The sequence below is a fragment of the Streptomyces sp. NPDC059909 genome, assembly GCF_042730885.1.
Classification (GTDB): domain Bacteria; phylum Actinomycetota; class Actinomycetes; order Streptomycetales; family Streptomycetaceae; genus Streptomyces.
Genome location: NZ_JBHWKX010000087.1, coordinates 1 through 23,018, shown reverse-complemented (window position 1 = coordinate 23,018; position 23,018 = coordinate 1). Strand labels below are relative to the sequence as shown.

Sequence of the window (23,018 nt, the reverse complement as noted above, 5' to 3'; positions counted from 1 at the left end):
CGCGGGGGACCAGAACGCCCAACACCGTTCGGGGCGTTCGGCTGAGCATGAGTTCTGGCAACAGGACTCACTTCCGCTCAGTCTTTAGGAACGGTAATCGGGTCGAGCTGTGGCAGCCCGCCTGACCGCGTCTTCACGCAGGCGGTGACGTGCTGGTGGACCACTAGTTTGCCGAGGTGCGAACCTTGGTCAGGCCCGCGCGGCCATGTCCTATGACGCCTTCTGCGGGCTGTCACGGGAACACCTTGGCGAGCTTGTCACCGAACTCGCGCCGCAGTGGGAGGCGCGATGGGAGTCCGGCCCGCCGTGCGAACGGCGAGGAGGTGAACGTCCACGCGGCCGTGAGCCCGACGACGAGGCCATGATCCTGATCAGCCTGGTCGACGGACTGAAGGCGTACACCCTGCTGCATGTCCACACCCCCGAGGAAGCCCTGCGCCTCCTCGACCGCCACCTGACCGGCTCTTCGGCGCCCACACCTGAGACCCCGCCGCGAAGGGCCTGGGGCCGTCCCCTTCGGCCCGGGGCGGGGCGACCACCGCTGTTTCCGCGCTGCAGCGTGCGCAGCACGAGACGGACGGGCACGATGGCGGCATGCTGCTGGCCCGCCTCGCGGACGTGTCACGACAGATTGCCGCTGAGCCGTCCCGTACGCGCAAGATCGCGGCCCTGGCGTCCCTCTTCGCGGACGCCCGGCCGGAAGAGGTCGCGCTCGTCATCGCCTACCTCGCCGGACGGCTGCCGCAAGGACGGCTGGGCGTCGGCTGGAGCGTCCTCAAGGACCAGCCACGGCCGGCCGAGGAGCCGAGCCTGACCGTCGTCGGCACCGACGCCGTGTTCACCGCCCTCGCCCAGGTCGCCGGAGCAGGCGCCCAGGCCGAACGCAGGCGCCTGGTCGGGGAGCTGATGGGCGCGGCGACCGAGCCGGAGCAGGAGTTCCTCCTCCGCCTGCTGACCGGCGAGGTGCGCCAGGGCGCCCTGGACGCGGTAGCCCTGGAGGCCGTCGCCAAGGCAGCCGGCGCGCCGGCCGTCGACGTGCGGCGCGCGGTCATGCTCGACGGTTCCCTGCCTCGCGTCGCCGGTGCCCTGCTAGCCGAAGGGCCGGACGTCCTCGCCGCCTACCGGCTGCACGTGGGCCGGCCGGTGCAGCCGATGCTCGCCCACACCGCCTCATCCGTCGCCGACGCCGTCCAGGCGCTCGGAGCCTGCTGTGTCGAGGAGAAGCTGGACGGCGTCCGGATCCAGGTCCACCGCTCCGGCGACGACGTCCGTATCCACACCCGTTCCCTCGACGACATCACCGGACGACTGCCCGATGTGGTCGCCTCCGTACGGGAACTGCCGGGCGACGAGTTCATCCTGGACGGTGAAGTCATCGCACTCGACCCGTCCGGCCGGCCTCTGGCCTTCCAGGACATCGCCTCCCGTGTGGGCTCCCGGACGGACGTGGCTGCCGCGACCGCCGCGGTGCCCCTCTCACCCGTCTACTTCGACATCCTCGCCGTCCACGGCACCGACCTGCTCGACCTCCCCGGCCGCGAGCGGCACGCGGAGCTGGCCCGACTGATCCCCGAGCCCATGCGGGTCCGGCGCCTCGTCGTGGAGGACCCCGGGTCCGGCGCACAGCTCCGCGCCGCCGAGGACTTCCTCGCCGCCACGCTCGCACGCGGCCACGAGGGAGTCATGGTCAAAGCTCTGGACGCGCCCTATGTCGCCGGGCGCCGCGGGCGCTCCTGGCTCAAGGTGAAACCCGTCCACACCCTCGACCTCGTCGTCCTCGCCGTCGAGTGGGGCCACGGCCGCCGCACCGGGCTGCTCTCCAACCTCCACCTCGGCGCCCGTGCGGCCGACGGCACGTTCGTCATGCTCGGCAAGACCTTCAAGGGGCTCACGGACGCGATGCTGCGCTGGCAGACGGACCGTCTGCGGGAACTGGCGGTCTCCGACGACGGTTTCGTCGTACGTGTACGCCCGGAGTTGGTCGTCGAGATCGCCTACGACGGTCTGCAGCGCTCGCCGCGCTACCCGGCGGGAGTGGCTCTGAGGTTCGCACGCGTCATCCGTCACCGTCCCGACAAGAGCGCGGCGGAAGCGGACACGATCGAACGTGTCCTGGCCTTCGCGGAAGGTGGCGGCGCGTCCTGAAGGGAGGCCCCGGCCGGTCGGGGGAGTCCGGCCGGGGCGGCTCAGGGAGGGGTGCGGATACCGGCGCGGAGCGCTGCGGTACGGGGTGCTCGCACCCACATCTAGATGAACGATAAACCATTCTGGGCCGTTCCCCGAAATCCGCCCCTCGAGCTCCCTCGCGCCCTCCTTTGTATTCCGAATGGCGAAATGCAATTTCCGAAACAATGGTCCGCAGCAAGGACGAACCGCCATGAGCAGAGACGTTGCCCTGCCGCGCCGTGCCGTGGCCGAGCCCGGCGGTCTCCTCGGCACCGCCCGCTCGGCTGCCCTACGGTCGGCCCGTGCCGGAATGCCCCTCAACTCGAGCGCCGAGCCACGAGGGCAGGGTCAGAAGTCCGCCTGAACCGTCTCGTCGAGGCGGGCCACCGACTCCTGCCCGTACAGCTTCCGGTAGGCCTCACGAATCTCCTCGATACTCCGGTCGCGGCTGGCGTTCTCGCCCGCCGGGTACAGCAGGATCAGCTCGTACGAACGCTCCCGCTCGATCACCCCCGAGGCGTCACGCCACTGCCCCTGCCCGTCCTGGACGGTGAGCCCTTCCGGGAAGGCGGGGGTCACATACCGGTCGATGAAGGCGCTGAACTGGCGTCCCGTGACCGCAGGCCCGCCGTCGGGCCGCTCGGTCCCGAAGAACAGCCGCGTCTGCGCGTACTCCTGCCCTCGCGCAGCGACAACGGCAGGCTCGTCGTCCAGCGCCGCGTACGCCACAGGGGTCCCGGCAGCGAGGACGGCAACTGCCGCAGCCGCGACGGCGATACGGGTGCGCGAGGGCGTGATCGACACAGAAGTGCTCCTTTCGGCGGTGAGGACTGTGTGATCACTGTGTCAGCGCCACGCCCACCGGCCACCCGGTCGTCGGGAACGGCAGCGAAGTTCCCTCCATCGGGTGGGAGCGAGCGAGGGTGCGAGTGAGCAGGGGGCGGGCGGACGAGGGTGTGGCCGGGCGCTCGGCACGGGGAATGTTCCTCATCGCCCGCCCGGAAGGAATGATGCAGTGGCGCGGCACCTGTCTTCCGCTCTGGGACGACGTGTTGCCGAAGGTGCCGGAGGAGGTCTGGCGGGAGGCCAACTGCCGTATCACCAAGGCCATGGAGGCCGGTGGCGGCACCGGGCACCTCTGAGACATGTACGCGGCGTGCCATGGCCGGAGCGGCCGGCTGTGGCACGCCGCAGGGTGTGTGAGGGCCGCGCCCCGCAGCGGGGCGCGGCCGGATCGGTCAGTGGCGGTGGTCGCGGTCGTGGTCGCCGCCGCGGTGGTCGCGGTCGCGGTCGCGGTCGCGGTCGTCGTCGCGTCCGCGGCCGCGGCCGCCCCACGAGTCGGCGTCGACGACGCGTCCGCGGTCATCGCGGAGGGTGGCCGTGTCGCGCCTGTTCCAGACCTGGTGGCGGCTGTCCTGGTAGACGTCGTGGCGAGTGTCGCGGCCGAAGCCCGTGTGCACCCGGACGCTGGAACCGCCGTCCAGATAGAACCGCTTGAAGCGGTAGCGGTTGCCGTCGCTGTCGGTGAGCGTCCAGTTCTGGAGGTTCACCCCGCGGCGTCCGGTGTTCGTCACTTCGACCCACTCCGCGTTGAGGCTGCGGTTGGAGCGGTCGTCACGCCCGGAGCTGCCGTGGCGGACGTCGCTGATGGCCACGTTCGCATGCTGCCGGTGGTGGCGGTCGTGTCCGTCGTGCGCCACGGCCGGCACGGCGACGACGCCGACGACGGCGCCGGACGCCAGGACGCTCGCGAGGAGACCGCGGACATTACGGGAAACAGGCATGAGCATGCCCTTTCACACGAATGCACAAGGGCCCCTGATCGGGCCGCTGGTGCGGATCGGGTTCCCCGGCGGGTGCCGAGTGCCGCCACCCTGCCGCGGCGACGCCGCCGAACACGGCGGAAACGATTCGGGTTACTAAACACGGACATTTCCGTAACACTCTCCTGTAAAAGGCACATATCCACCGTCATGCCGCGCCGTTTGCCCGTGAGCGGCGCAACCCCGCGCGTCACCCGACCCGCCTCCACCGGACGGCCTAAAGGCATCCGTAACAGCGATCGGAGCCTCCGGCTCGCACACAGCTCCGAGGTGTCGGCCGGGATTTCGACCTCGTGAGTGCGGCGATGCCGGAACGATCAGGCGGCGTCTCGACGGCCCCTCAACTGCTGCTGCGGACGGCCGAGAAAAGGCGGGCGCAGCGTGCGCTCATGTCCTGCGCCGACTGGTCGGGACGGGAGACCCACCAGGCGACGAGAGCACTGACCGTGCCCGTCCACACATGCTTGAGAGCGTCCGCGTCGAGGGGGTCCTCGTGCCCGTGGTCCCGCAACAGGGCGGCGGTGCCGGAGGCTGCGAGTTCGTCGATGGCCTCGCGGTGGCGCTGGGCCGCCAGGCGCAGCTCGGAGCCGGGTGGCAGCGTCTTGTCGTACAGGACGAACCAGGCGCGGCGCCGGCCTTCCAACGCCTCGAAGATCGCTGTGAGGACCGTCTGAGGGAGGCGCTCGTCGGAGGGCCCGGGTGCCATGGCCGCGTCGATGACCGCGACGAGGCGGGTGGCGATGTGTTCGAGGCAGGCCAGGTAGAGCCCGTCCTTTGAGCCGAAGTACGTGTAGAGCATCGGCTTGGTGACGCCCACGCGTCGGGCGATGGAGGCCATCGAGGCGGAGGCGTGGCCGTGTCGGCCGAACTCCTCCAGGGCGGCGGCGACGATCTGCTCCTCGCGGCGGGCGCGCGGCACGCCCTTGGTGCCGGCTCCGCGGGCAGCACCCGTACGGCCGTGGCCCGATGCGGGGCCGGGTGGATGCGATGCGTCGTCCGAGGCTCTTGCGGTGGTCATGGCGAGGACTATACGTTGCGGTAATTTACCAAGGGGTAAATTACTGAAGGGTCAGCTCACATGGTCGACAGCAAGCAACCCCTGCCCGCGCCGCCGTCCCCCTCCAACTCCCCTCAGCAGCGCCGCTCCTGGTGGGGCTGGGGCACCGAGGACAAGGCACTGCCCGACGCCGAATGCACCGCCCTTGGCGCACTCCTCCCGGGATCGGCGGCCGCTCCCCTCCCTGTGCCCTCGGTCTCCGCCCTCACACTGCCGAGGGTGCGCGTCACACCGCCGTCCGCCCTCGCCCCGATCATGTCGGCCGCTCCGCTGGACCGGGCCGCCCACACCTACGGCAAGGCGTACCGCGACGTCGTCCGAGCACTGCACGGGGACCTCGCGGCCGCCCCCGACCAGGTCGCCTTCCCCCGCACCGAGCGGGACGTCGTCGACGTCCTCGACTGGGCCGCCGGCGCGGACGTCGCCGTCGTGCCGTACGGCGCGGGAAGTTCGGTCGTCGGCGGCGTCGAGTACCGCGCGGACCGGCACAGCGGGGTCGTGTCCCTGGACCTTTCGGGCCTCGACCGCGTGCTCGAGATCGACCGCCTCAGCCGCGCTGCCCGCATCCAGGCAGGCGCCCTCGGTCCGGCTCTGGAAGCGCAGTTGCGACCGCACGGACTCACCCTGCGCCACTTCCCGCAGAGTTTCGAGTTCTCCACGCTCGGCGGCTGGCTGGCCACCCGGGCAGGCGGGCACTACGCCACGCTCCACACCCACATCGACGACCTCGTGGAGTCACTGCGTGTCGTGACCCCGTCGGGCGTCAACCAGTCGCTGAGGCTACCCGGTTCGGGTGCCGGGCCCTCGCCCGACCGGCTGTTCCTCGGATCCGAGGGCACCCTCGGGGTGATTACCGAGGCATGGATGCGCCTGCAGGACCGCCCGTGCCACAAGGCTTCGGTCTCGGTCCGGTTCGACGACTTCGCGGCCGCGACGGACGCGGTACGTGCCATCGCCCAATCCGGCCTGCACCCGGCCAACTGCCGGCTGCTCGACCCCGGCGAGGCCGCGCTGGCCGGTGTCGCCCGCGATGGGAAGAGCCTGCTCGTCCTGGGCGTGGAGTCGGCTCACGTTCCCGTCGACGGCATGCTCGCCGAACTCGTCATCCTCGCCCGCGATCACGGCGGTTCACCTGTACCGGCCGCCCCCGGAGGCCCGGACGCCGACGCGTCCGCCACCTGGCGCTCGGCGTTCCTGCGCATGCCCTACCTCCGTGACGCGCTCGCCCGGATGAGTGTGATCTCCGAGACGTTCGAAACGGCCTGCACCTGGGACCGCGCACCGCAGCTGTACGAGGCTGTCCGCCGGGAACTGGGTGACGTCGTGCGCAAGGTGACCGGAGCCGACGCAATGATCGACTGCCGCTTCACCCATGTGTATCCGGACGGGCCCGCGCCGTACTTCACCGTCATCGCCCCGGGCCGCCGCGGCGACGAAGTCGCCATGTGGGACGAGATCAAGTCCGCCGCGATGCAGATCCTCGGCGACCACGGCGCGACCGTCACCCACCACCATGCCGTCGGCCGCGACCACCGGCCCGGCTACGACCGCCAGCGCCCGGAACCGTTCGCCCTCGCCCTGCGCGCCGCGAAACGCGCACTCGATCCGGCGGGCATCCTCAACCCCGGGGTGCTGCTCGACCCCGACCCGCGGTGAGGTGACAGGACGCCGAAGCGCCCCGATACCTGGGGAGCCGCGGCGCGTAGGGACTGCTTCCCGGGACACGCTGAGCGTTCGCCCCCAGGGCGCTGTTCATCAGAGAGCCTCCAGTGGTCGCCCTCCCCAGCGGACATGGCGAGGGCCTGCCGACGTGCTGCTCGGTGTCGAAGGAAGCGGGTGGTCCCGACCGCGCTGTCGGGACCACCTCGAGCAGGGCCGGCCCTCGCCCCATCGGATCGGTCACGCGGTCTGCGTCGGCTCCTCCGGAACAAGGCCGGTGATGGCCTCTACCTCCTCGGCCGTGAGCTCGATCGCGGCGGCGGCGAGGTTCTCCTCCAGGTGGGCCGGCGATGTCGTGCCGGGAATGGGGAGGACCAGCGGCGAACGGTGCAGTAGCCAGGAGAGTGCTATCTGCGGCAGCGTGGCGTCGTGCTTTTCGCGGATGGGGTCGAGGACGGCGCCGAAGTGGGACGTGTCGTCGTCCTCGTCCGAGGCGCCGGTGGAGAACTTCGGCAGGCTGGTCGGGAACCAGGGGGAGAAGACCGTGCCCGTCTCCTCGGCGGCCGCGAGCAACGCGGCCCCGGTGCGGTCGCCGAGGTTGTACAGCGCGGTGACGGCGGCGATCTCGACGATCTCGACGGCCTCCCGGAACTGCTCGGGGCTGACGTTGGACAGGCCGATGTGCCGGATCAGGCCCTCCTCGCGCAGTTCGGCCAGGGTGGCGACTTGGTCGGCGAAGGGGGCGTCGGTCGCGTGGGGGCTGTGCAGGTAGTACAGGCCGATCTGCTCGACCCCGAGGCGCCGGGCACTGAGATGGGCCGCCTGGCGCAGGTATTCGCGGTTGCCGACTGCGCCGAAGTCCGCGTAGTCGGGTCCGCCCCTGATGAAGCCGCCCTTGGTCGCGATGACGAGGTCGTCGTAGGGGTGCAAGGCGTCGTGGATGAGGGTCTCGTTGGTGTGCGGGCCGTAGGCGTCGGCGGTGTCGATGTAAGTGACGCCGGCCTCGGCGGCACGCCTGAGCAGCGCGATACCGGCCTCACGGTCGGGGAAGTCGCCCCACTGGAGATCACCGGTCAGGCGCATTGCTCCGTAGCCGATCCGGTTCACCACCAGGTCGGATCCGATGGTGACGGTGCGGGCGACCGGTGAGGTCTCGGGCTGGGGTGTGGGCATTGCTGAATCCTTGATGGGTTGTTCCTCCCGGCCGGAGCGGGTGCTCCCGGATCCCCGCCACGGTTGCGCGGGTCGGTTTCGGCCGGTACCCCCAGCCAACCGCGTCCTCGACGCCCCTTGACCTGCCGGAAGAGGCCCTCTTCACCCCGGACCTGCCGATCCAGGGCCTGCCGGATCCCCTCTCGCGCCCGCCCCCGTGCCTACCCGCCTGCCTATGCTGGATGCCATGACCAGCGCGTCTCCCGGCGCCCGCGACAACACGGAGCTGAGCGGCTTCCTGCGCTCCCGCCGAGCCCGGGTGACCCCGCGGCAGGCGGGCCTCACGGCCGGCGCGGGCCGCCGCGTACCGGGGCTGCGCCGCGAGGAGGTTGCCCTGCTGGCGGGGCTGAGCGTGGACTACTACACCCGCCTGGAGCGCGGCCGTCCCATCAACGCCTCCGACACCGTGCTGGACGCAATCGCCCGGGCCCTGCGTATGGACGACGCCGAACGAACCCACCTGTTCGACCTGGCCAGACGCACCACCACCGGCACCAGCGCGCGGACCTGTCGCGGCCCCGCACCACCCCAGCGCGTACGACCCGGTCTCCATCGTCTGGTGGACAGTCTGCGCGACACCCCCGCCATGATCGTCGGCTGTCGCATGGACGTGCTGGCCGCCAATCGACTGGCGCGTGCCCTGTACGCCGACTTCGACGCCATGCCGCACCGTGAGCGCAACGTGGCGCGGTACGTCTTCCTCGATCCAGCCGCCCGCGAACTCTTCTCCGACTGGGCGGCCGCCGCCCGCGACGCCGTGGCATCCATCCAGCTCTACGCGGGACGCCACCCCCACGACCCGCTGCTGACCGAGCTGGTCACCGACCTGGCGGACCGTGACGCCGACTTCCGCCGCTGGTGGGCCGCCCACGATGTGGTCGAGCACGCATACGGCACCAAGAACTACCACCACCCCGTCGTCGGCGACATCACCCTGGACTTCGAATCGCTGCCCGTGCCTGGCGATCCCGACCAGTCCCTCATCCTGCAGACAGCGGAACCGGGATCCCCGTCCGCCCGGGCTCTTCGGCTGCTTGCCGACCGGGTCGGTGGCCCGGACGACATCTCCACATAGACGCGGCGCGCAGAACCGCTCCCAGGCCGGAGCCAGGGCTGCCTGCCACGGCCTGTCTCACCGGGTCGACGACCATGACCGAGCACCGTGCGATGCCTTCCACATCCCGATCCCGCCCTCGGAGCGGTCACACGCTCACCGCCGAGGAGCCCATGGTGCCCGGCCACGAGATCATCGGCAACTGCCACAACCAGCAGCAGACGGGCACCACCACCGACGGCGGCTACGCCGAGGTCGCCTACGCACGCACCAGCGGCCTGGTCCGTGTCCCCCCGGGCATCCCACCGGCCGAAGCCGCTCCGCTGCTGTGTGCCGGGCTGACCACCTTCACCGCGTTGCAGCAGGCCGGCGCCCGCCCTGGCGCCCTCGTCGCCGTGCAGGGCATCGGCGGGCTCGGGCACCTTGCCCTGCAGTACGCCCGCAGTCTCGGCTACCGGGTGGCCGCCATCGCGCGCGGCAGCGAAAAAGGAAAGACTCGCCCGACAACTGGGCGCCCACCAATACATCGACGGCAGCGGACAGGACATCGCCGACGCCCGGCAGGACCTCGGCGGCGCCTCCGCCATCCTCGCCACCGCCGCCAGCGGCGCGTCCATGAGCCCCCTCGGCGCGGGGCTGGCCCTGCGCCGCAAACTGATGGTCCTCGGCGTGGCCCCCGACCCCATCGAGGCGCAGACCGCCGAGCTGATCTTGGGCACCCGCTCCATCCAGGGCCACCTCACCGAGACCCCGATCGAGAACGAAGACAAGCTCGCCTTCAGCGCCGCCAACGGCATCCGGCCACGCAGCGCGACCTTCCCGCTCTCCGACGCCCCCAAGGCGTACGAGCACATGCTCTCCGGCCGCGCCCGCTTCCGCGCGGTCCTCGACGCCGCGGCTGAAAGCTCGCGCGGCGGACGGCGGCGGAGCGCGGATCGCCAACGCCATGCATCACACACCGGGCATCCGCGTCCGGCACCTGTCAATCACCCTGTACAAGCTCCTGCGGCCGACATTGGAGTAGCCATGGACCAGTTCGATCACCTCGTGGTGGGCGCGGGCAGCGCCGGTTGCGTCATTGCCTCGCGGCTGTCCGAGGATCCGCGACATCGGGTGCTGTTGCTGGAGGCCGGGGTTGCCGACGGGCCGGAGATCATGGCGGCACCGCCGGCGTGGCCGGCGCTGATCGGCAGCGAGGTCGACTGGGTTACACCACCGTGCCGCAGACCGCAGCCGGTGGGATCGCCCGCCGTTACCCACGCGGCAAGGTCCTGGGCGGGTCCAGCAGCATCAACGGGATGGCCTTCATCCGGGGCCACCGCGCCGGCTACGAGGAGTGGGCGGCGATCGCTCCCGGTTGGGGCTACGAGGATCTTCTCCCGTTCTTCAAACGCAGCGAGGCGACGCAGGGTCGCGATCCGGCATACCGGGGCACCGACGGCCCCATGCGGGTCGCACCTGCAAGAAACGTCCATCCCCTGTCGTACGACGATGTACCGTTCCACCCGCCGTCGCTGCCAGGACCGGCGAACGGGTACACGATCGTGTTCTCGGCGCTGCGCCCACACAGCCGGGCTCGGTCCGGCTGGCCGACGCCGATCCTGCGACCCCGCCGCTGATCGACCCCAACTTCTTCGGCGACGATCGTGACATGGTCACGATGCTGACAGCACTGGGCATGGCCCGCGTGCTCGGCAGTTCACCGGCGTTCGACCTCTGGCGCGACAAGGAGGCGCTCCCGGGACCCGAGGTGCACGACGAGAGCGAGCTGCGCGACTACCTGCGCCGTGACACCGACCCGTACCAACACGCGTTAGGCACCTGCCGGATCGGTACCGACCCGGCGGCGGTCGTCGACCCCCAGCTACGAGCGCACGGCATCGACGGACTGCGCGTCGCGGACGCCTCGGTGATGCCCACCATTCCTGGCGCCAACCCCAACGCCACCGTGCTGGCCATCGCCGAACGTGCCGCCACAATGGTCGGCCACTGAGGGTCGTGCGCGCCTCACACGCCTGGGCGGTGAATCATGAACGTTGCGCACAGCACGGGCCGGGCACGCGGCGCGAATCCTCGGGGCCGATGACCGGGCTGGTCAGGGGCTGCGCTGGGCTGCCGGCACAGGTCAGCTGTCGCGGTCGCCGCTCCGCTCTGTGCGACCAGGCGCCTGCTGGCAATGGTCGCCGGCGGAGCACTCGACGCGTACACATGCATCTGCCGCTTCATCAGCCGCGGCGAGGAAATCAAAGCGAGCCTGTGGCCCGCGTGGCTGCGCCACGGCGAGCAGTGGGCCCAGCACAGTGGTGGTAGCGGTCCCATTCCCCGCAACCGCCTTCACGACTCAGCGACGACCCGGAGGGTTGGGCGTGAGCACCTACTTGATCAACCACCTGCGCATCCCCGGCGACGTCCCAACGAGGAGGGCCTGTCCTACCTGGAGCATGTCGAGGCGACCGTGAGACCCTACGGCGGTCGTTGGCTCGCCAACGGTGAGGTCACGGTCGTGGAGGGGGCGTGGCCGGGCCTCGTCGTCCTCATGGAATTCCCGGACCGCGCCGCCGCCGAACAGTGGTACGACTCGCCCGAGTACCAGAGAATCCGCCCCCTGCGCACCAACAACTCGATTTCCGACATGGTGCTGATCGACAGTCTCCCGGCGGACTACACCGTCAAGGGCTTCGCCCAGCAGGTCCGCACCGCCGTCGAAGCAGCGTCCGACTCCTAGCCAACAGGTCATTTCATTTTCCCAGCCCCGAGTAGCGGATGAGGGTGCAGGCGATACGGGTGAAGGCCAGGAAGTGCTCGGGTTTGCCTTCGTCGCGTCGGTGTAGGAGTCGGCATCCTGCGAGCCAGGCCATGGTGCGTTCTGTGCTGGGGAGCATCGAGCGGTCTGCTCATGGGGCGAGTTTGAGGAATTCGTTCATGCCGTACGGGTACAGCCATGGGCTATGGTCACCGGCTTGGAGTCGGTCGATTGCGATCAGCGCGTCCGACGCGGTCTTGCAGCGCGGGTGCTGTGTGGCGTAGGTGGCGATGCGGGCGCGCTGGGGGGGCAGCCAGGCAGCGATCACCTGGGGGTCGCCGTCGTACCACCATGAGAACTGAAGGTCGTCCCAGAGAAGGTCGGTCGCCCAGTCCAAGGCGAGGCGGACGAGGCCGGTGTCCGCATCGGAGCCGGAGAGCCCGGCGATGTGATGCAGCCACGGCTCCAGATCACCCGTTGCGTGGGCGATTCCTTCCAGCAGTTCGGTGATGTCCCCGGCCGGCCGGCCATCGACCAGGGCGAGGGCCAGCAGCGCTCGGAAGGCCTGCTCCACCGCGGTGCGTTCGGGGGTGGGCCAGTCAACGAACTTGGCCCCGTGCCGGCCGAGATGACCGAGTTCCAGGGACGGATCGGTGCCATGGCCCTCCGGCCCCCAATAGCGCAGCGCACGGGGCATGAGGCGACGCCACAGGAGGGGGTATTGGTCCGCCTCCCAGTGGCTGACGACCTCGCGCATGAAATGCCCGAGGAGTTCATCTGGTACGGCGGCGGGATCGCCACCGAGAATGAGCAGCTCCGACTCAGGGGTGCAGTAAGTGCAGCCGTCCACCGGGCGGTCGAGTGCGGGAGGTGACGCGAAGACCCGGTCAGCCTCGGCGAGCGCGTGGCGCCACTTTGCGTACGGATCGAGGTCAAGAGGATCGGACATGGCACGACCTACCGCGGGGACTCCGCACAGGGGGAGCCAGGCGAAGAGAGCGACCCTACCACTTGGCGAACCGGGGACCGACCGTGGTCACGCGCCGGATGCGTGCCAGATCGTGCGGACAGGGACGGTCAGGCGGTGACCAAAACAGAACTCAGCCCCGCCGAAGCGACCACACCGTCGAGCGGACCACGGTGCCGTCGGCACGCTGTGGTCGTGGACGAACGCGCCTCGATCATCCTCGCATCGAGTAGCGGACAGGCAGCGGACCTCGGCGGACAACGTGGGCAACAGCTAAATCCAAGGCGACCCGGCGTACGTATCTCTGTGAGGGGGAGCCATGCAGTCGTACGTGCTGCGACGCTCACGGCAGAGAGGCAGGACATCATGCTGGGTAACTGGCGACAGACTGCCACGCGCTACTCCCTCATACCCCTGCGGATCTTCCTTGGTGTCACGTTCACTTACGCGGGGCTCGTCAAATTCATCGATTCGCCGTTCTTCACGGATTCGGCGCCCGGATCGATGGTCAGCACGCTGCACGCGGTGCACGACAGTTCGGCGTTCCCGGGCATGATCGATCTGGCGCTGAAGAATCCGCACGCATTCGGCTATGCCATCGCCCTCGGCGAACTCGCCGTCGGTATCGGCATCCTTGTCGGCCTGTTGGGTCGCATCGCAGCCGTCGGCGGCGCGCTGATCTCGCTCAGCCTGTGGCTGACGGTCAGCTGGAGCGCCGATCCGTACTTCCTCGGCAACGACATCCCCTACCTCATGGCGTGGCTGCCGCTGGTGCTCGCGGGCACCCCGTCGCTCTCCGTCGACGCGCTCATCGCGGCGCGGCGTCGCAGCCGCCGGACCGGTGCCGCACCGGGCGGCTCGCAATCGGTGGCACCGACGCCAGAAGCAGGCCGCCCAGTACCGCGGGAATCGAACGAGACGGCGGCAGATTCCATGCGGCGGTGAGGCAATCGTGGACCTGTGAACCAGCCCTCAAACGGGGTGCCGTCCTGCGAGGAAAGGGAGGGGAGGTAAAGAAGACGTCCTCGTACGCGAGCCCCCGTACTCGTCCTCGTCGGGGAGCCCCCGTACTCGTCGGGCCTGCGCATGATCTCGGGGCGGGGTGCAGGCGAGCGCGTGCGCCAGGTTCGAGGCGATCGCGCAGGCGAAGGCGTGGTCATGGGTGATCTCCCGGTGTGGGCGACTGGGGAAGGGGACGTGGTCCAGAGATGTCGGCGATGTCTGCGCTACGGGGGGGCACTGCTCTGCCAGGGGCCGGCCGGACGACGGTGGCGACGTTCAGGGGGCGGCCGGGCAGCCGGCCGTGCCGGAAAGGCCTTGATCGGGGGCCAGCGGTCAGGGGTGGTTGTTGAAGAACCGCGGCGTCTTGTGTACCCGGGAGCGCAATTTCGCGTTCCCGCCCGTGATCCGGACGCCACCGCAAGTGAAACGCGGAGGCTAGGTCCTACGATCCTGGAGCTGATGGCACCGGTTGCCACCGCGGTCGCCGGGTTGGTGGTCCGGCCGCTGGCCCGACCGCGTCGCCGGCGCAGGGGAGGCTGCCCAGGAACCGGCGGCCGGCTCGTCGTATTCCAGCACGTCCTCGCCGTAGAGGGCCTGCAGCCAGTTGGTGTGGTAGACGGTGTCGAGGTAGCGCTCGCCGAGGTCCGGGGCGATGGCCACCGCGGTGAGTCCGCGTGCCTGGTTGCGGTCCAGCCAGTCCATGGCGCCGCTGACCACCGTGCCGGTGGAGCCGCCGAAGAGGAATCCGTGCCGGGCCAGTCGGTGGCAGGCGCGGATGGTGTCCGACTCCTCGACGAGGATCACCTCGTCGACGTAGGCCTCGTCGAGCAGCGGGGGGCGCATGCTCATGCCCAGGCCGGGAATCATCCGGCGGCCGGCCGCACCGCCGAAGATGACCGAGCCGACGCTGTCCAGGGCGACGATCCGTACCGGCCGGTGCCATTCGCGGAAGTAGCGCGCGCAGCCCATCAGGGTTCCGGTGGTGCCGGCGCCGACGAACAGCACGTCCAGTCCCGGGAAGTCGCGGGCGATCTCCGGTGCGGTGCTGCGGTAGTGCGCCCTCCAGTTGTTCGGGTTGGTGTACTGGCTGAGCCAGACGTACCGGTCGTCGGAGGCGCACAGGGCGCGGACGTAGTCGATCCGGGCGCCGAGGAAGCCACCGTTGGCCTCCTGTCCGGCGATGATGTGCACCTGGCTGCCCAGGGCCTCCATCATCAGTCTGGTCGACAGGTTGCACCGGGAGTCCGTCACGCACAGGAACTGGTAGCCCTTGCTTGCCGCGATCATGCTCAGCGCCACGCCCAGATTTCCGGACGAGGACTCGACCAGGATCGACTCGGGCGTCAGGATTCCCTCGCGCTCGGCGGTCTCCACCATCTCGGTCGCGGCCTTCAGCTTGATCGAGCCGGCGAAATTGAACCCCTCACACTTCAGGAAGAGCGACTGCCCGAAGATCGACTGAAGGTCGACGTAGAGCTCGTCCTCGTTGAAGTCGTACGGAGCGGATATGACTGGCACGATGGCCTCCTCATCTGCAGCAGGGCACCTTGGGAACGTCCGTCCGACCGTGGCGGCGGGGGTCTCGCCTTTCCGGGCGAGCCCTGCGTCCAACCGGTGGGCGGAACGGGGGAGCCCTGCGTCAGCGGCCGCGTTGGCGTCTGCCGACCTGCGGCGATCTGACCGGTGATCTCTCCTGGAATCAGTCCTGCATAAGCCTCCTGGGCTCTTGGCCGGTCATTCGTATCGCCGCAGGGTGGTCGCAGGCCGGGCGGATGACCGGTGACACGCCCCCCGGCGCACGTGTCGGCGAGCACTCGGCGGCCCCATCGACGCAACGGTGTCCGTGGGCACGCTCAGTAACCTCTGCCCTCTGGCGTGCCCCCGCTCGGCGACACGGCGCCGGCGCCGACAGCGATCTCCGTCTTTATGCCGAGGTGCTCCGGCCACCGATCCCAGCACCATGCGAGTCCCGCGCAGATGTCCTTGGCATCTTGGACCTCCAACGGTTCTGTCCCGCATGGGATACGGACGATCGCGGCCAATGGATTGGGCAGCGGAACCGGGGGAGAATGGGAGAGTGATCTTCCGTGGCCGCCAGGCAATCCCCTGGTCGGGGCGGACCGTATATACGGGTATGCAGAGGTTTCGGTTCCCGGTCGGCCGCCTCCCGGACGAGGCACTGCTGTCCGGACTGGCCACGGGCGACCCTGAGCTCGCTGTCACATTCATACGGCGGTTCCAGCACACGGTCTTCGGCGTCGCCATCGCCGTCCTCGGCGATCCGCAGCTCGCCGAGGACATATCCCAGCAGACTTTCGAGCGTGCGTGGCGGCACGCGCAGATCTACGACTCCCGCCGTGGATCAGTGACGACGTGGCTGACCACCATCGCGCACAACCTTGCCATCGACGCCGTCCGCTCGCGTCGGCCGGAGCCGGTGGCCCCCGAAGACCTCGACGCACTCCTCGACGTCGTGACCGACACCCCCGAGGAGCGGGCTCTGGCCGACGAGGCGTCGTCCAACCTGCGGGCCGCAGTGGCGCAGCTGCCGCGCGAACAGGGCCGTGCCCTGGTGATGGCGGGCGTCTACGGAATGACGGCTCAGCAGATCGCCGACTTGGAGCAGATCCCGCTGGGCACGGCCAAGACGCGGATCAGGACAGCGATGGGGAAACTGCGGACCACGCTCACGTCTCCGAAGCGAGGCGACCATGCGTAAGGAAATGACCTGCGAACAGCTGCGGGAGATCGGCGCCGAGCTGGCTCTGGGGATTCTCCCGGGCCGGGAGCGGGCCGAGGCGGTAGCGCATCTGGACCGCTGCGCGGATTGCCGCGAGTACGTCGAGGAGCTGATCCTCGTCGGCGACGGGCTGCTCGGGCTTCTGCCGGGCAGCGAGCCGCCGGTCGGGTTCGAAGCCCGGGTGTCGCGACGGCTGAGCCAAGCCCTGGCGGCGCACGACGGACGCGTGCACACGCGCGGCCGCGGGCTCCGGTACAAGGGGTTCCGCGGACGTGTACGGCCGCGGGTCGCGGGGGGCGCGGGCGCCCTCGCACTCGCCTTCGGGTTCGGCGGCTGGGCCGTCGGCACGGCCATCGAGAACGGGACGACGGCCGCCCCTTCGCGGCCGACCGAGGCCGGGGCGGGAATGCTGCGCGCGGAACTGACCGGAGGCCCCGATCGGGAGCCGAGCGGTGAAATCTACGCCCATCCCGGGTCGCCTGGCTGGGTGTACATGTCCGTCGACCTCGACGACGCCGGAATCCCGTACACCGGGAAGGTCTCCTGCCTGCTGGAGCGTAAGGACGGGACAACCGTCCGAGTCGGCACCTTCGAGCTGCACGACGGCTACGGCTACTGGGGAGCCCCGGCCCCCGTGGACCCGTCCACGCTCTCCGGCGTCCGCCTGACCTCCATCGACGGCACCGTCCTCGCCACCGCTCCCTTCGAAGTGCGGTGACGCCGGATGGCACGACCAGCTTCTCGCGCAGCTTGCGGGCCTTGGTGGTGATCGCCACCCCGTCGGCCTGGCCGGCACCGCCCAGCTCTACGGCGGCCTGGTCACCGCCGTGGCCCTCACCGCACTCGACGGCCTCGCCTCCCGCCCTGCGCCGAGCCGCCGACGTTCCGAGACACCGAAGTCCCGGGAAGCAGAGCCGCGTACGACTGCTGCTCCCCGGGACCCGCTGACCGTGACCTGCGCCTAGAAGGTGAGGTTCCAGGCGTCGATCTTTCCGGTGTCCTGGGAGGCCAGGTCACGGACGCGCAGCTTCCAGACGCCGGCCGCCACTTCCGAGGAGGCGTTCACCGTGTACGTCTTGGCGACGTTGTCGGTGCCGTCGCTGTTCGGGAAGTCCTCGAGCCTGTAGACGGTGCCGTCGGGGGCGACGAGGGAGAGCACCAGGTCGCCGCGGTAGGTGTGCTTGACGTCCACACCGACCTTGAGGGTGGCCGGGGCATTGCCGCTGACGCCGGTCACGGTGATCGGGGACTCCACCGTGGCATTGTCGGTGATGGCGACATCGGCGGTGTTCTCGAAGTACGCGGCGGGCGGCTGCGTGCCGCCGACGGCCTTCAGCGCGTCTACCTGGCCCTCACCGAAGAACGCGTTGTTGGCGGTCGTGCCCGTGCACCGGCTGTCGGACGGGCACGCGGTGTCGGTGGCCTGCGTAGCCAGCGCGGCCCGCAGATCCGCCGGCGTGGAGCCGGGGTTCGTGCTTGCCAGCAGCGCCGCCACACCGGCGACGTGCGGGGAGGCCATCGACGTGCCGTTCATGTTCCCGTACTTGCCGCCGGGCAGGGTCGAGTACACCCCGTACGCACCGTCGCCGCCGGGGGCCGCGACGTCGATGACGTCCCGCCCGAAGTTGGAGTACGAAGCCTTGACATTGCCGTTGCCCATGGCCGCGACGGTCACCACGCCGGGCAGCTCGGTCGGGATGTCGATGCAGGCGTTGGTGATGGTGCGGGTGACTGGCGTCGAGTCGTTCGGGCTCGACGTGTCGGTCCGCTTGTTCGCCAGGTCGTAGTTGGAGTTGCCCGCGGCCGCCACCTGCAGCGAGCCCTTGCTCTCGGCGTACTCCTGGGCGCGCCTGACTCCCTCGATGATGGCTGCCTGGTCCACGTTGTCCGGGCAGTTGAACATCCACGGGTCGGTGTAATAGCTGTTGTTGGTGACCTTGAAGCCGTGGTCACCGGCCCACACGAACCCGCAGATGGTGTTCTCGGCGAAGAACAGGCTGGTGTCCGGTTCGGCGATCCGGACGGAGGAGAGCTTCACACTCGGGGCGACCCCGATGACACCCTTGCCGTTCTTGGTGGCCGCGATCGTGCCCGCCACGTGCGTGCCGTGCTGGCCGACGTCGCGCCATGCGCCGGTCCGGGTGTCCGCCTTGCCGTAGGCGCAGGAGACGGAGTCGGCCGCGTTGAAGTTGGGCGCGATGTCCTGGTGCAGGTCGTCGACTCCCGTGTCCAGGACGCCGACCTTGACCGCGGACGAGCCGGTGGTGACGGCCCACGCCTTGTCGGCCTTGATCTGGGTCATGTCCCACCGGTTGGACTCGGTGAGGGTGGTCGGGCTCTGCGAGGGAGCGGGGGGCAGCGCAGGGTTGTACGCATCGGCCGGCACGTCCGACGTCCGGGTGGCGCCGACCTGCTGGACGCCGCCGACGCCGCGCATCGTCGCGGCGAAGGACGTGGACGTCGAGTGGGCCACGATCACGCCGATGGCGTCGTAGTGCGCGAACACCGTGCCGCCGTTGCTCGTGACCGCGCTCCGCACGGCCGAGGTGTCGCCCGGCGCCGTGATGACCAGATAGGCGCGGGTGCCGGCGGCCCAGGCCGCCGTGGACGCCGAAGTCGCCGTGGACATCGAGGACGTTGCCGGGGCGGCGTGGGCCGCCCCCGCCGGGGTCACGAACGCCACTGCCGCGCCGAGAGCGGCCGCGACCACCACCGAGCGTCTCAGCCGGCTGGATATGAGGGGGGTTGTCAATGCATCCTCCGAGAGCCCGGCGGCGCTGGTGACACCGACCGGGCTGTGTGTCGAATGGGGTGGACGCAAGATCTCAGACCGCGACCCCGCATGGGAAGGGTGTTCGATCACGAAGTGGCCTTCCCTGACAAGTGGTTGGGGGCGATTCCGCTACGGTCGAGTCGCTCCCCGGGCTCTGCCCACGGAACGTGGGCGATCCGCGGACTTCCATCCGCGCAGCGCGGTTCTGCCGCACCCACGCCAATGCGACGGTGCCAACGGTGAGACACGCGCACGCTGCCCACCGCTGGTGATCAATGCGTTCACCGGAGTCAGCGGATCCGCGGCCATCGCCTTGGCCAGCAGCACGCCGACCACCAGCGGGAGCAGTGCTGCTGCCAGGGCAGTGCCGGTGGTGGTGACGTGCTGGATGCGGGGGTGCCGCGGTGCGTGAAGGACCATGCTGCCGATTGGACCAGCGGCGGCGCGGGCCGGGGATCGGGCGACGTACTCAGGCCGTCCCTCCCGAAGTACTCAGATCAGGAGGCAGCCGACGAGTTCTCCGCCGCCCGTCCGCCGGCAACGCGGCACCCGCAGCCGGGGGGTGGCAACTGCTGCTGAGTTCATCAGTAAATCTCAGTCTCTCTCATCCGCTATCTTGATCGCGTGAAGCTTTCTGAGTGGGCGGCACGCAATGGCGTGCACTACCAGACCGCGTGGACGTGGGCGAAAGAGGGCCGTATGCCGGTCCCGGTGCGCCAGACGCCGTCCGGCACGTGGCTGGTCGATGAGCCCACCGTGCGGGCGTCCGGGCGGGTGGTGGCGTACTGCCGCGTCTCCTCGGCGGATCAGAAGTCGGACCTTGACCGGCAGATCGCGCGCGTGGTCCAGGGGGCCACCGGGCTCGGCCTGCCGGTCGCGGAGATCGTGACCGAGGTCGGTTCAGGGCTCAACGGACGGCGTCGCAAGCTGCATCGGCTTCTGTCCGACCCGGGCGCGACCGTGATCGTGGTCGAGCACCGTGCCCGGCTGGCCCGGTTCGGTGTCGAGCACCTGGAAGCCGTACTGTCGGCTTCTGGCCGTCGCCTGGTCGTCCTCGATCCCGCCGAGACCGCTGACGACCTGGTGCGGGACATCACGGAAGTACTGACGTCGATGTGCGCCCGCTTGTACGGGCGGCGTGCGGCGAAGATGCGGGCCGCGCGTGCGGTCGCAGTCGCCACGGGCGAGGCCGCCGAGTGAAGAAGTTCCAGCCGCAGCCCGGTTTCGTGGTGCAGGCGTACAAGTTCGCCCTGGACCCGAACGCCGGCCAAGGGGCCGCGCTCCGCTCGCACTGCGGCGCGGCGCGTACCGCCTACAACTGGGCGGTCGGCTGGGTGACCGCGTCGTGGTGGCAGCGCCGCGCCGAGGAGACGTACGGCATCGGCGCCGACGAGCTGACGCAGTGGCGGCCGTGGTCGCTGCCCGCGCTGCGCAAGGCGTTCAACGAGGCCAAGCACACCGACCCCAGGTTCGCCGGGTGGTGGGCAGAGAATTCCAAGGAGGCGTACAGCACCGGCCTGGCGAACGCGGCGGCGGCGTTCGACAACTACGCCAAGTCGAAGAACGGCCGCCGCAAGGGGCGGAGGATGGGCATGCCACGCTTCAAGTCCAAGCGGAAGGCCCGTCTCGCCTGCCGGTTCACCACCGGCGTCATCCGTATCGAGGCCGCTGCCCGGCACGTGACGCTGCCCCGGCTGGGCATCATCCGCATCCACGAACCCGCACGGGGCCTCCTCGACCGCGTCCAGGCCCAGGCGGCCCGCATCCTGTCCGCGACGGTCCGGCACGAACGAGGGCGCTGGTTCGTCTCCTTCCAGACCGAGGTCAAGCGGGAAATCCGGCGCGTCACCCGCCCGGACACGGCGGTCGGGATCGACCTCGGCGTGAAGACGCTCGCGGTGATGGCCGACAGCACCGGGGAGATCCGCGAGGTCCCCAACCCCCGGCACCTGGACAGTGCCCTGAAGCTCCTGCGCCTGGCCTCCCGCACCGTGTCCCGCCGCCAGGGCCCCGACCGCAGGACCGGCCAGAAGGCATCGAAGCGGTGGGAGAAGGCCAACGCCCACCGCAACCGTGTCCACCACCGGGTGGCCAACCTCCGCGCCGACGCCCTGCACAAACTCACCACCGCGGTGGCGGCCGAATACGGCACGGTCGTGATCGAGGACCTCAACGTCGCCGGGATGCTCCGCAACCGGTGCCTGGCCCGCCAGATCGCCGACGCCGGATTCGGTGAGATCCGCCGTCAGCTCACCTACAAGACCCGCCAAAACGGCTGCCGCATCGTGACCGCCGACCGCTGGTTCCCCTCCTCCAAGACCTGTTCCGGGTGCGGCGCGGTGAAAGCCAAGCTGCCGCTGCACGTCCGGACCTACGAATGCGACGCCTGCGGTCTGGTCCTCGACCGTGACGACAACGCAGCCCGCAACCTCGCCGCCCTCGCAGCGGCAGCAGCAACTGGTACCGGAGTGGCCGGAGACCAGGGCACCCTCAAGCGGGTGTCGAAGCCTCGTGGAGCCGACCAGAAGACCCGCGCCACCCGCCCCCGCCGTAAGGCGGGGACGGGGCGGGCAGGTGGCGCAATCCTGCCGCACCAGCGGCAGACAGAAACGAGAGACCGTACTCAAGCCGAAGCCCTCACGCTTTGGTGATGTGACGGACCTTCCAGGCCGAAATGCCCGGCAGGCTGAGAGTCCTTGAGCTCTTAGCAACGGTTCAGCGCACCGTGAACGCGGGTGACGTGCCCGTGAACGGTGTGATCTTCCCGAAGAGGTTCTTCGCGTCCCCGAAGTGCACCACCCGATACGTTCCGGGCGCGGTGTCCGCGCCGATGGACCAGGTGATCGTGGCCTTCGACGTGCCGGTGAGGCTGTTGGTCCGTGTCCACCGGTAGACGGTCTGCCAGTCGCCGTCGTCCAGGACCCGTACCCACCGCCCGTCGACGAGCCGTTGCACCTCCAGGAAGGTGCCGCCCCGTCGCACGTTGTTCTTCGGGTGGCCCGTGGCGAACTCGACCGTCGCCGTCTCACCGCGTGCGTACGACGCCGCCGGCCGGGTCAGCACGGCACCGAACGAGCTGCCCAGCGGCGGACTGTCGTACACGACGCCTGTCTGCAGCGTGAATTGGCGCCCCGACTCGTCCGGCGACACGGTGCCCCGTCCGATCGCGGTGCCGTCACGGAGGGAGGCCGCCACCTTCGCGTACTCCTGCTGGTAGGCGGGCAGCGTGTACCGGCCGTAGAGCGTGGAGCCACCCTCGTACTGCTGGGCGTCGTACTCCTCCGGCGTGGTCACGTACTGGCTGTAGGAGTTGGCGTACCCCTGGAGCAGCACATGGTCCAGCGGGACGCCGAGCTGCTCGGCCACCGTGCGGCGGATTCGCAGACCGGCGGTGATGGTGAACTCACCGGGACCCGCGACGAGATGGAACTGTCCGATCCTGACGATCTGCAGTGGCAGGATCCGCGGCGTGACGGGGTAGAGGTCGCTCATGATGCCCGTGGGGACCAGGCTCGCCTTCGGGTACTGACAGGCGGCGAGCCAGGAGGGGGTGTCGACGCGCAGTGCGTCGATGATGTGGGAGACCGGGTTGCGCATGCCCTCGGTGAATCCGGGGATGGCCGGGCCGTCCTCGACACTGCCCGCGAGGGTGGACGCGCCGACGACGGCCGGGCAGGTGCGGTGCTCCTTGCCGTCGGGCGTGTAGGCGCCGCTCACGGACACGTTCTCCATCGGATAGCTAGCGAGGGGACCCGTGCCTTTAGGCATGGGGGGAATCGCTTCTCAGGACTGCTCTGACCTCAACTGTGCCCACGGGTCTGC

The 23,018-nt window shown here is 69.8% G+C and carries 20 protein-coding genes and 2 pseudogenes; 13 read left to right on the top strand and 9 right to left on the bottom strand.

Annotation, left to right across the window (positions count from 1 at the left end):
• Window positions 1–232: 232 nt before the first annotated feature.
• Window positions 233–454, bottom strand: coding sequence for a hypothetical protein (locus ACFV9O_RS34705; RefSeq protein WP_385425357.1), 222 nt, complete (start codon window positions 452–454; stop codon window positions 233–235).
• A 140-nt stretch (window positions 455–594) separates the two neighbouring features.
• Here ACFV9O_RS34705 and ACFV9O_RS34700 point away from each other — a divergent pair, with 140 nt between their 5' ends.
• Window positions 595–2,145, top strand: a complete 1,551-nt coding sequence (locus ACFV9O_RS34700; RefSeq protein ID WP_385425354.1) for an ATP-dependent DNA ligase — start codon at window positions 595–597, stop codon at window positions 2,143–2,145.
• Between the two features lie 232 nt (window positions 2,146–2,377).
• Complete coding sequence (locus ACFV9O_RS34695; RefSeq protein WP_385425351.1) at window positions 2,378–2,530, top strand: hypothetical protein; 153 nt, start codon at window positions 2,378–2,380, stop codon at window positions 2,528–2,530.
• On the opposite strand, the gene ACFV9O_RS34690 is transcribed toward ACFV9O_RS34695, so the two are convergent.
• On the bottom strand, window positions 2,515–2,970 hold the full coding sequence (locus tag ACFV9O_RS34690) for a DUF3574 domain-containing protein (protein WP_385425348.1): 456 nt from the start codon (window positions 2,968–2,970) through the stop codon (window positions 2,515–2,517). The two genes, ACFV9O_RS34695 and ACFV9O_RS34690, sit on opposite strands and share 16 nt — an antisense overlap.
• Window positions 2,971–3,089: 119 nt before the next feature.
• On the opposite strand from ACFV9O_RS34690, the gene ACFV9O_RS34685 reads away from it, so the two are divergent.
• Window positions 3,090–3,308 carry a hypothetical protein gene (locus ACFV9O_RS34685; RefSeq protein WP_385425345.1) on the top strand — a complete coding sequence of 73 codons (219 nt, stop codon included), beginning with the start codon at window positions 3,090–3,092 and terminating at the stop codon, window positions 3,306–3,308.
• Between the two features lie 96 nt (window positions 3,309–3,404).
• Here ACFV9O_RS34685 and ACFV9O_RS34680 read toward each other — a convergent pair whose 3' ends face one another.
• The gene (locus tag ACFV9O_RS34680; RefSeq protein WP_385425343.1) at window positions 3,405–3,950 is read right to left on the bottom strand and encodes a lamin tail domain-containing protein; all 546 of its coding nucleotides are present in this window, start codon (window positions 3,948–3,950) and stop codon (window positions 3,405–3,407) included.
• A gap of 379 nt (window positions 3,951–4,329) precedes the next feature.
• Window positions 4,330–5,007: a TetR/AcrR family transcriptional regulator gene (locus ACFV9O_RS34675; protein ID WP_385425340.1), complete on the bottom strand. Its 678-nt coding sequence runs from the start codon at window positions 5,005–5,007 to the stop codon at window positions 4,330–4,332.
• A gap of 60 nt (window positions 5,008–5,067) precedes the next feature.
• Here ACFV9O_RS34675 and ACFV9O_RS34670 point away from each other — a divergent pair, with 60 nt between their 5' ends.
• Complete coding sequence (locus tag ACFV9O_RS34670; RefSeq protein ID WP_385425337.1) at window positions 5,068–6,702, top strand: FAD-binding oxidoreductase; 1,635 nt, start codon at window positions 5,068–5,070, stop codon at window positions 6,700–6,702.
• Between the two features lie 243 nt (window positions 6,703–6,945).
• Here ACFV9O_RS34670 and ACFV9O_RS34665 read toward each other — a convergent pair whose 3' ends face one another.
• Window positions 6,946–7,878 (bottom strand): aldo/keto reductase, encoded by a 933-nt coding sequence (locus tag ACFV9O_RS34665; RefSeq protein ID WP_385425334.1) that lies wholly within the window; start codon window positions 7,876–7,878, stop codon window positions 6,946–6,948.
• A 226-nt stretch (window positions 7,879–8,104) separates the two neighbouring features.
• Here ACFV9O_RS34665 and ACFV9O_RS34660 point away from each other — a divergent pair, with 226 nt between their 5' ends.
• From ACFV9O_RS34660 to ACFV9O_RS34645, 4 genes are all read left to right on the top strand, one after another.
• Window positions 8,105–8,992 carry a helix-turn-helix transcriptional regulator gene (locus ACFV9O_RS34660; RefSeq protein ID WP_385425331.1) on the top strand — a complete coding sequence of 296 codons (888 nt, stop codon included), beginning with the start codon at window positions 8,105–8,107 and terminating at the stop codon, window positions 8,990–8,992.
• Window positions 8,993–10,188: 1,196 nt separating this feature from the next.
• Window positions 10,189–10,590, top strand: a complete 402-nt coding sequence (locus ACFV9O_RS34655) for a GMC family oxidoreductase N-terminal domain-containing protein (RefSeq protein WP_385425328.1) — start codon at window positions 10,189–10,191, stop codon at window positions 10,588–10,590.
• Window positions 10,557–10,964: a GMC oxidoreductase gene (locus ACFV9O_RS34650; protein ID WP_385425359.1), complete on the top strand. Its 408-nt coding sequence runs from the start codon at window positions 10,557–10,559 to the stop codon at window positions 10,962–10,964. The genes ACFV9O_RS34655 and ACFV9O_RS34650 overlap by 34 nt, the downstream gene beginning before the upstream one ends.
• Window positions 10,965–11,426: 462 nt before the next feature.
• Entirely contained in the window at window positions 11,427–11,696 is a 270-nt protein-coding gene (locus tag ACFV9O_RS34645) for a DUF1330 domain-containing protein (protein WP_385425325.1), read from the top strand.
• 169 nt (window positions 11,697–11,865) lie between these two features.
• Here the strand turns inward: ACFV9O_RS34645 and ACFV9O_RS34640 are convergent, their stop codons facing one another.
• Complete coding sequence (locus ACFV9O_RS34640) at window positions 11,866–12,663, bottom strand: hypothetical protein (RefSeq protein ID WP_385425322.1); 798 nt, start codon at window positions 12,661–12,663, stop codon at window positions 11,866–11,868.
• A gap of 384 nt (window positions 12,664–13,047) precedes the next feature.
• Here ACFV9O_RS34640 and ACFV9O_RS34635 point away from each other — a divergent pair.
• Window positions 13,048–13,524: pseudogene (locus ACFV9O_RS34635) on the top strand (DoxX family protein); the annotation flags it as partial.
• Between the two features lie 594 nt (window positions 13,525–14,118).
• Here ACFV9O_RS34635 and sbnA read toward each other — a convergent pair.
• On the bottom strand, window positions 14,119–15,201 hold the full coding sequence (gene sbnA, locus ACFV9O_RS34630) for a 2,3-diaminopropionate biosynthesis protein SbnA (protein ID WP_385425319.1): 1,083 nt from the start codon (window positions 15,199–15,201) through the stop codon (window positions 14,119–14,121).
• Between the two features lie 616 nt (window positions 15,202–15,817).
• Here sbnA and ACFV9O_RS34625 point away from each other — a divergent pair.
• Both ACFV9O_RS34625 and ACFV9O_RS34620 read left to right on the top strand, forming a co-directional pair.
• Window positions 15,818–16,402 carry an RNA polymerase sigma factor gene (locus ACFV9O_RS34625; protein ID WP_385425317.1) on the top strand — a complete coding sequence of 195 codons (585 nt, stop codon included), beginning with the start codon at window positions 15,818–15,820 and terminating at the stop codon, window positions 16,400–16,402.
• Window positions 16,395–17,141, top strand: a complete 747-nt coding sequence (locus ACFV9O_RS34620) for an anti-sigma factor family protein (protein ID WP_385425314.1) — start codon at window positions 16,395–16,397, stop codon at window positions 17,139–17,141. Before ACFV9O_RS34625 ends, ACFV9O_RS34620 begins: the two co-directional genes overlap by 8 nt.
• Window positions 17,142–17,384: 243 nt before the next feature.
• On the opposite strand, the gene ACFV9O_RS34615 is transcribed toward ACFV9O_RS34620, so the two are convergent.
• Entirely contained in the window at window positions 17,385–19,175 is a 1,791-nt protein-coding gene (locus ACFV9O_RS34615; RefSeq protein ID WP_385425312.1) for a S8 family serine peptidase, read from the bottom strand.
• A 645-nt stretch (window positions 19,176–19,820) separates the two neighbouring features.
• Between ACFV9O_RS34615 and ACFV9O_RS34610 the strand changes: the two genes are divergently transcribed.
• Together ACFV9O_RS34610 and tnpB are read left to right on the top strand one after the other, a co-directional pair.
• Window positions 19,821–20,396, top strand: a complete 576-nt coding sequence (locus tag ACFV9O_RS34610; RefSeq protein ID WP_385425310.1) for an IS607 family transposase — start codon at window positions 19,821–19,823, stop codon at window positions 20,394–20,396.
• Window positions 20,393–21,847, top strand: coding sequence for an IS607 family element RNA-guided endonuclease TnpB (gene tnpB / locus ACFV9O_RS34605; protein WP_385425307.1), 1,455 nt, complete (start codon window positions 20,393–20,395; stop codon window positions 21,845–21,847). The genes ACFV9O_RS34610 and tnpB overlap by 4 nt, the downstream gene beginning before the upstream one ends.
• A gap of 64 nt (window positions 21,848–21,911) precedes the next feature.
• Here tnpB and ACFV9O_RS34600 read toward each other — a convergent pair.
• Window positions 21,912–22,943 (bottom strand): annotated as a pseudogene (locus ACFV9O_RS34600) (neutral/alkaline non-lysosomal ceramidase N-terminal domain-containing protein); the annotation flags it as partial.
• Window positions 22,944–23,018: the final 75 nt, after the last annotated feature.

Bases quoted from the DNA above. Each gene is read 5' to 3' on its own strand.
- ACFV9O_RS34700 (WP_385425354.1), top strand. From the start codon at position 595: ATGCTGCTGGCCCGCCTCGCGGACGTGTCACGACAGATTGCCGCTGAG.
- ACFV9O_RS34695 (WP_385425351.1), top strand. From the start codon at position 2,378: ATGAGCAGAGACGTTGCCCTGCCGCGCCGTGCCGTGGCCGAGCCCGGC.
- ACFV9O_RS34680 (WP_385425343.1), bottom strand. From the start codon at position 3,950: ATGCCTGTTTCCCGTAATGTCCGCGGTCTCCTCGCGAGCGTCCTGGCG.
- ACFV9O_RS34675 (WP_385425340.1), bottom strand. From the start codon at position 5,007: ATGACCACCGCAAGAGCCTCGGACGACGCATCGCATCCACCCGGCCCC.
- ACFV9O_RS34670 (WP_385425337.1), top strand. From the start codon at position 5,068: ATGGTCGACAGCAAGCAACCCCTGCCCGCGCCGCCGTCCCCCTCCAAC.
- ACFV9O_RS34665 (WP_385425334.1), bottom strand. From the start codon at position 7,878: ATGCCCACACCCCAGCCCGAGACCTCACCGGTCGCCCGCACCGTCACC.
- ACFV9O_RS34660 (WP_385425331.1), top strand. From the start codon at position 8,105: ATGACCAGCGCGTCTCCCGGCGCCCGCGACAACACGGAGCTGAGCGGC.
- ACFV9O_RS34640 (WP_385425322.1), bottom strand. From the start codon at position 12,663: ATGTCCGATCCTCTTGACCTCGATCCGTACGCAAAGTGGCGCCACGCG.
- ACFV9O_RS34625 (WP_385425317.1), top strand. From the start codon at position 15,818: ATGCAGAGGTTTCGGTTCCCGGTCGGCCGCCTCCCGGACGAGGCACTG.
- ACFV9O_RS34620 (WP_385425314.1), top strand. From the start codon at position 16,395: ATGCGTAAGGAAATGACCTGCGAACAGCTGCGGGAGATCGGCGCCGAG.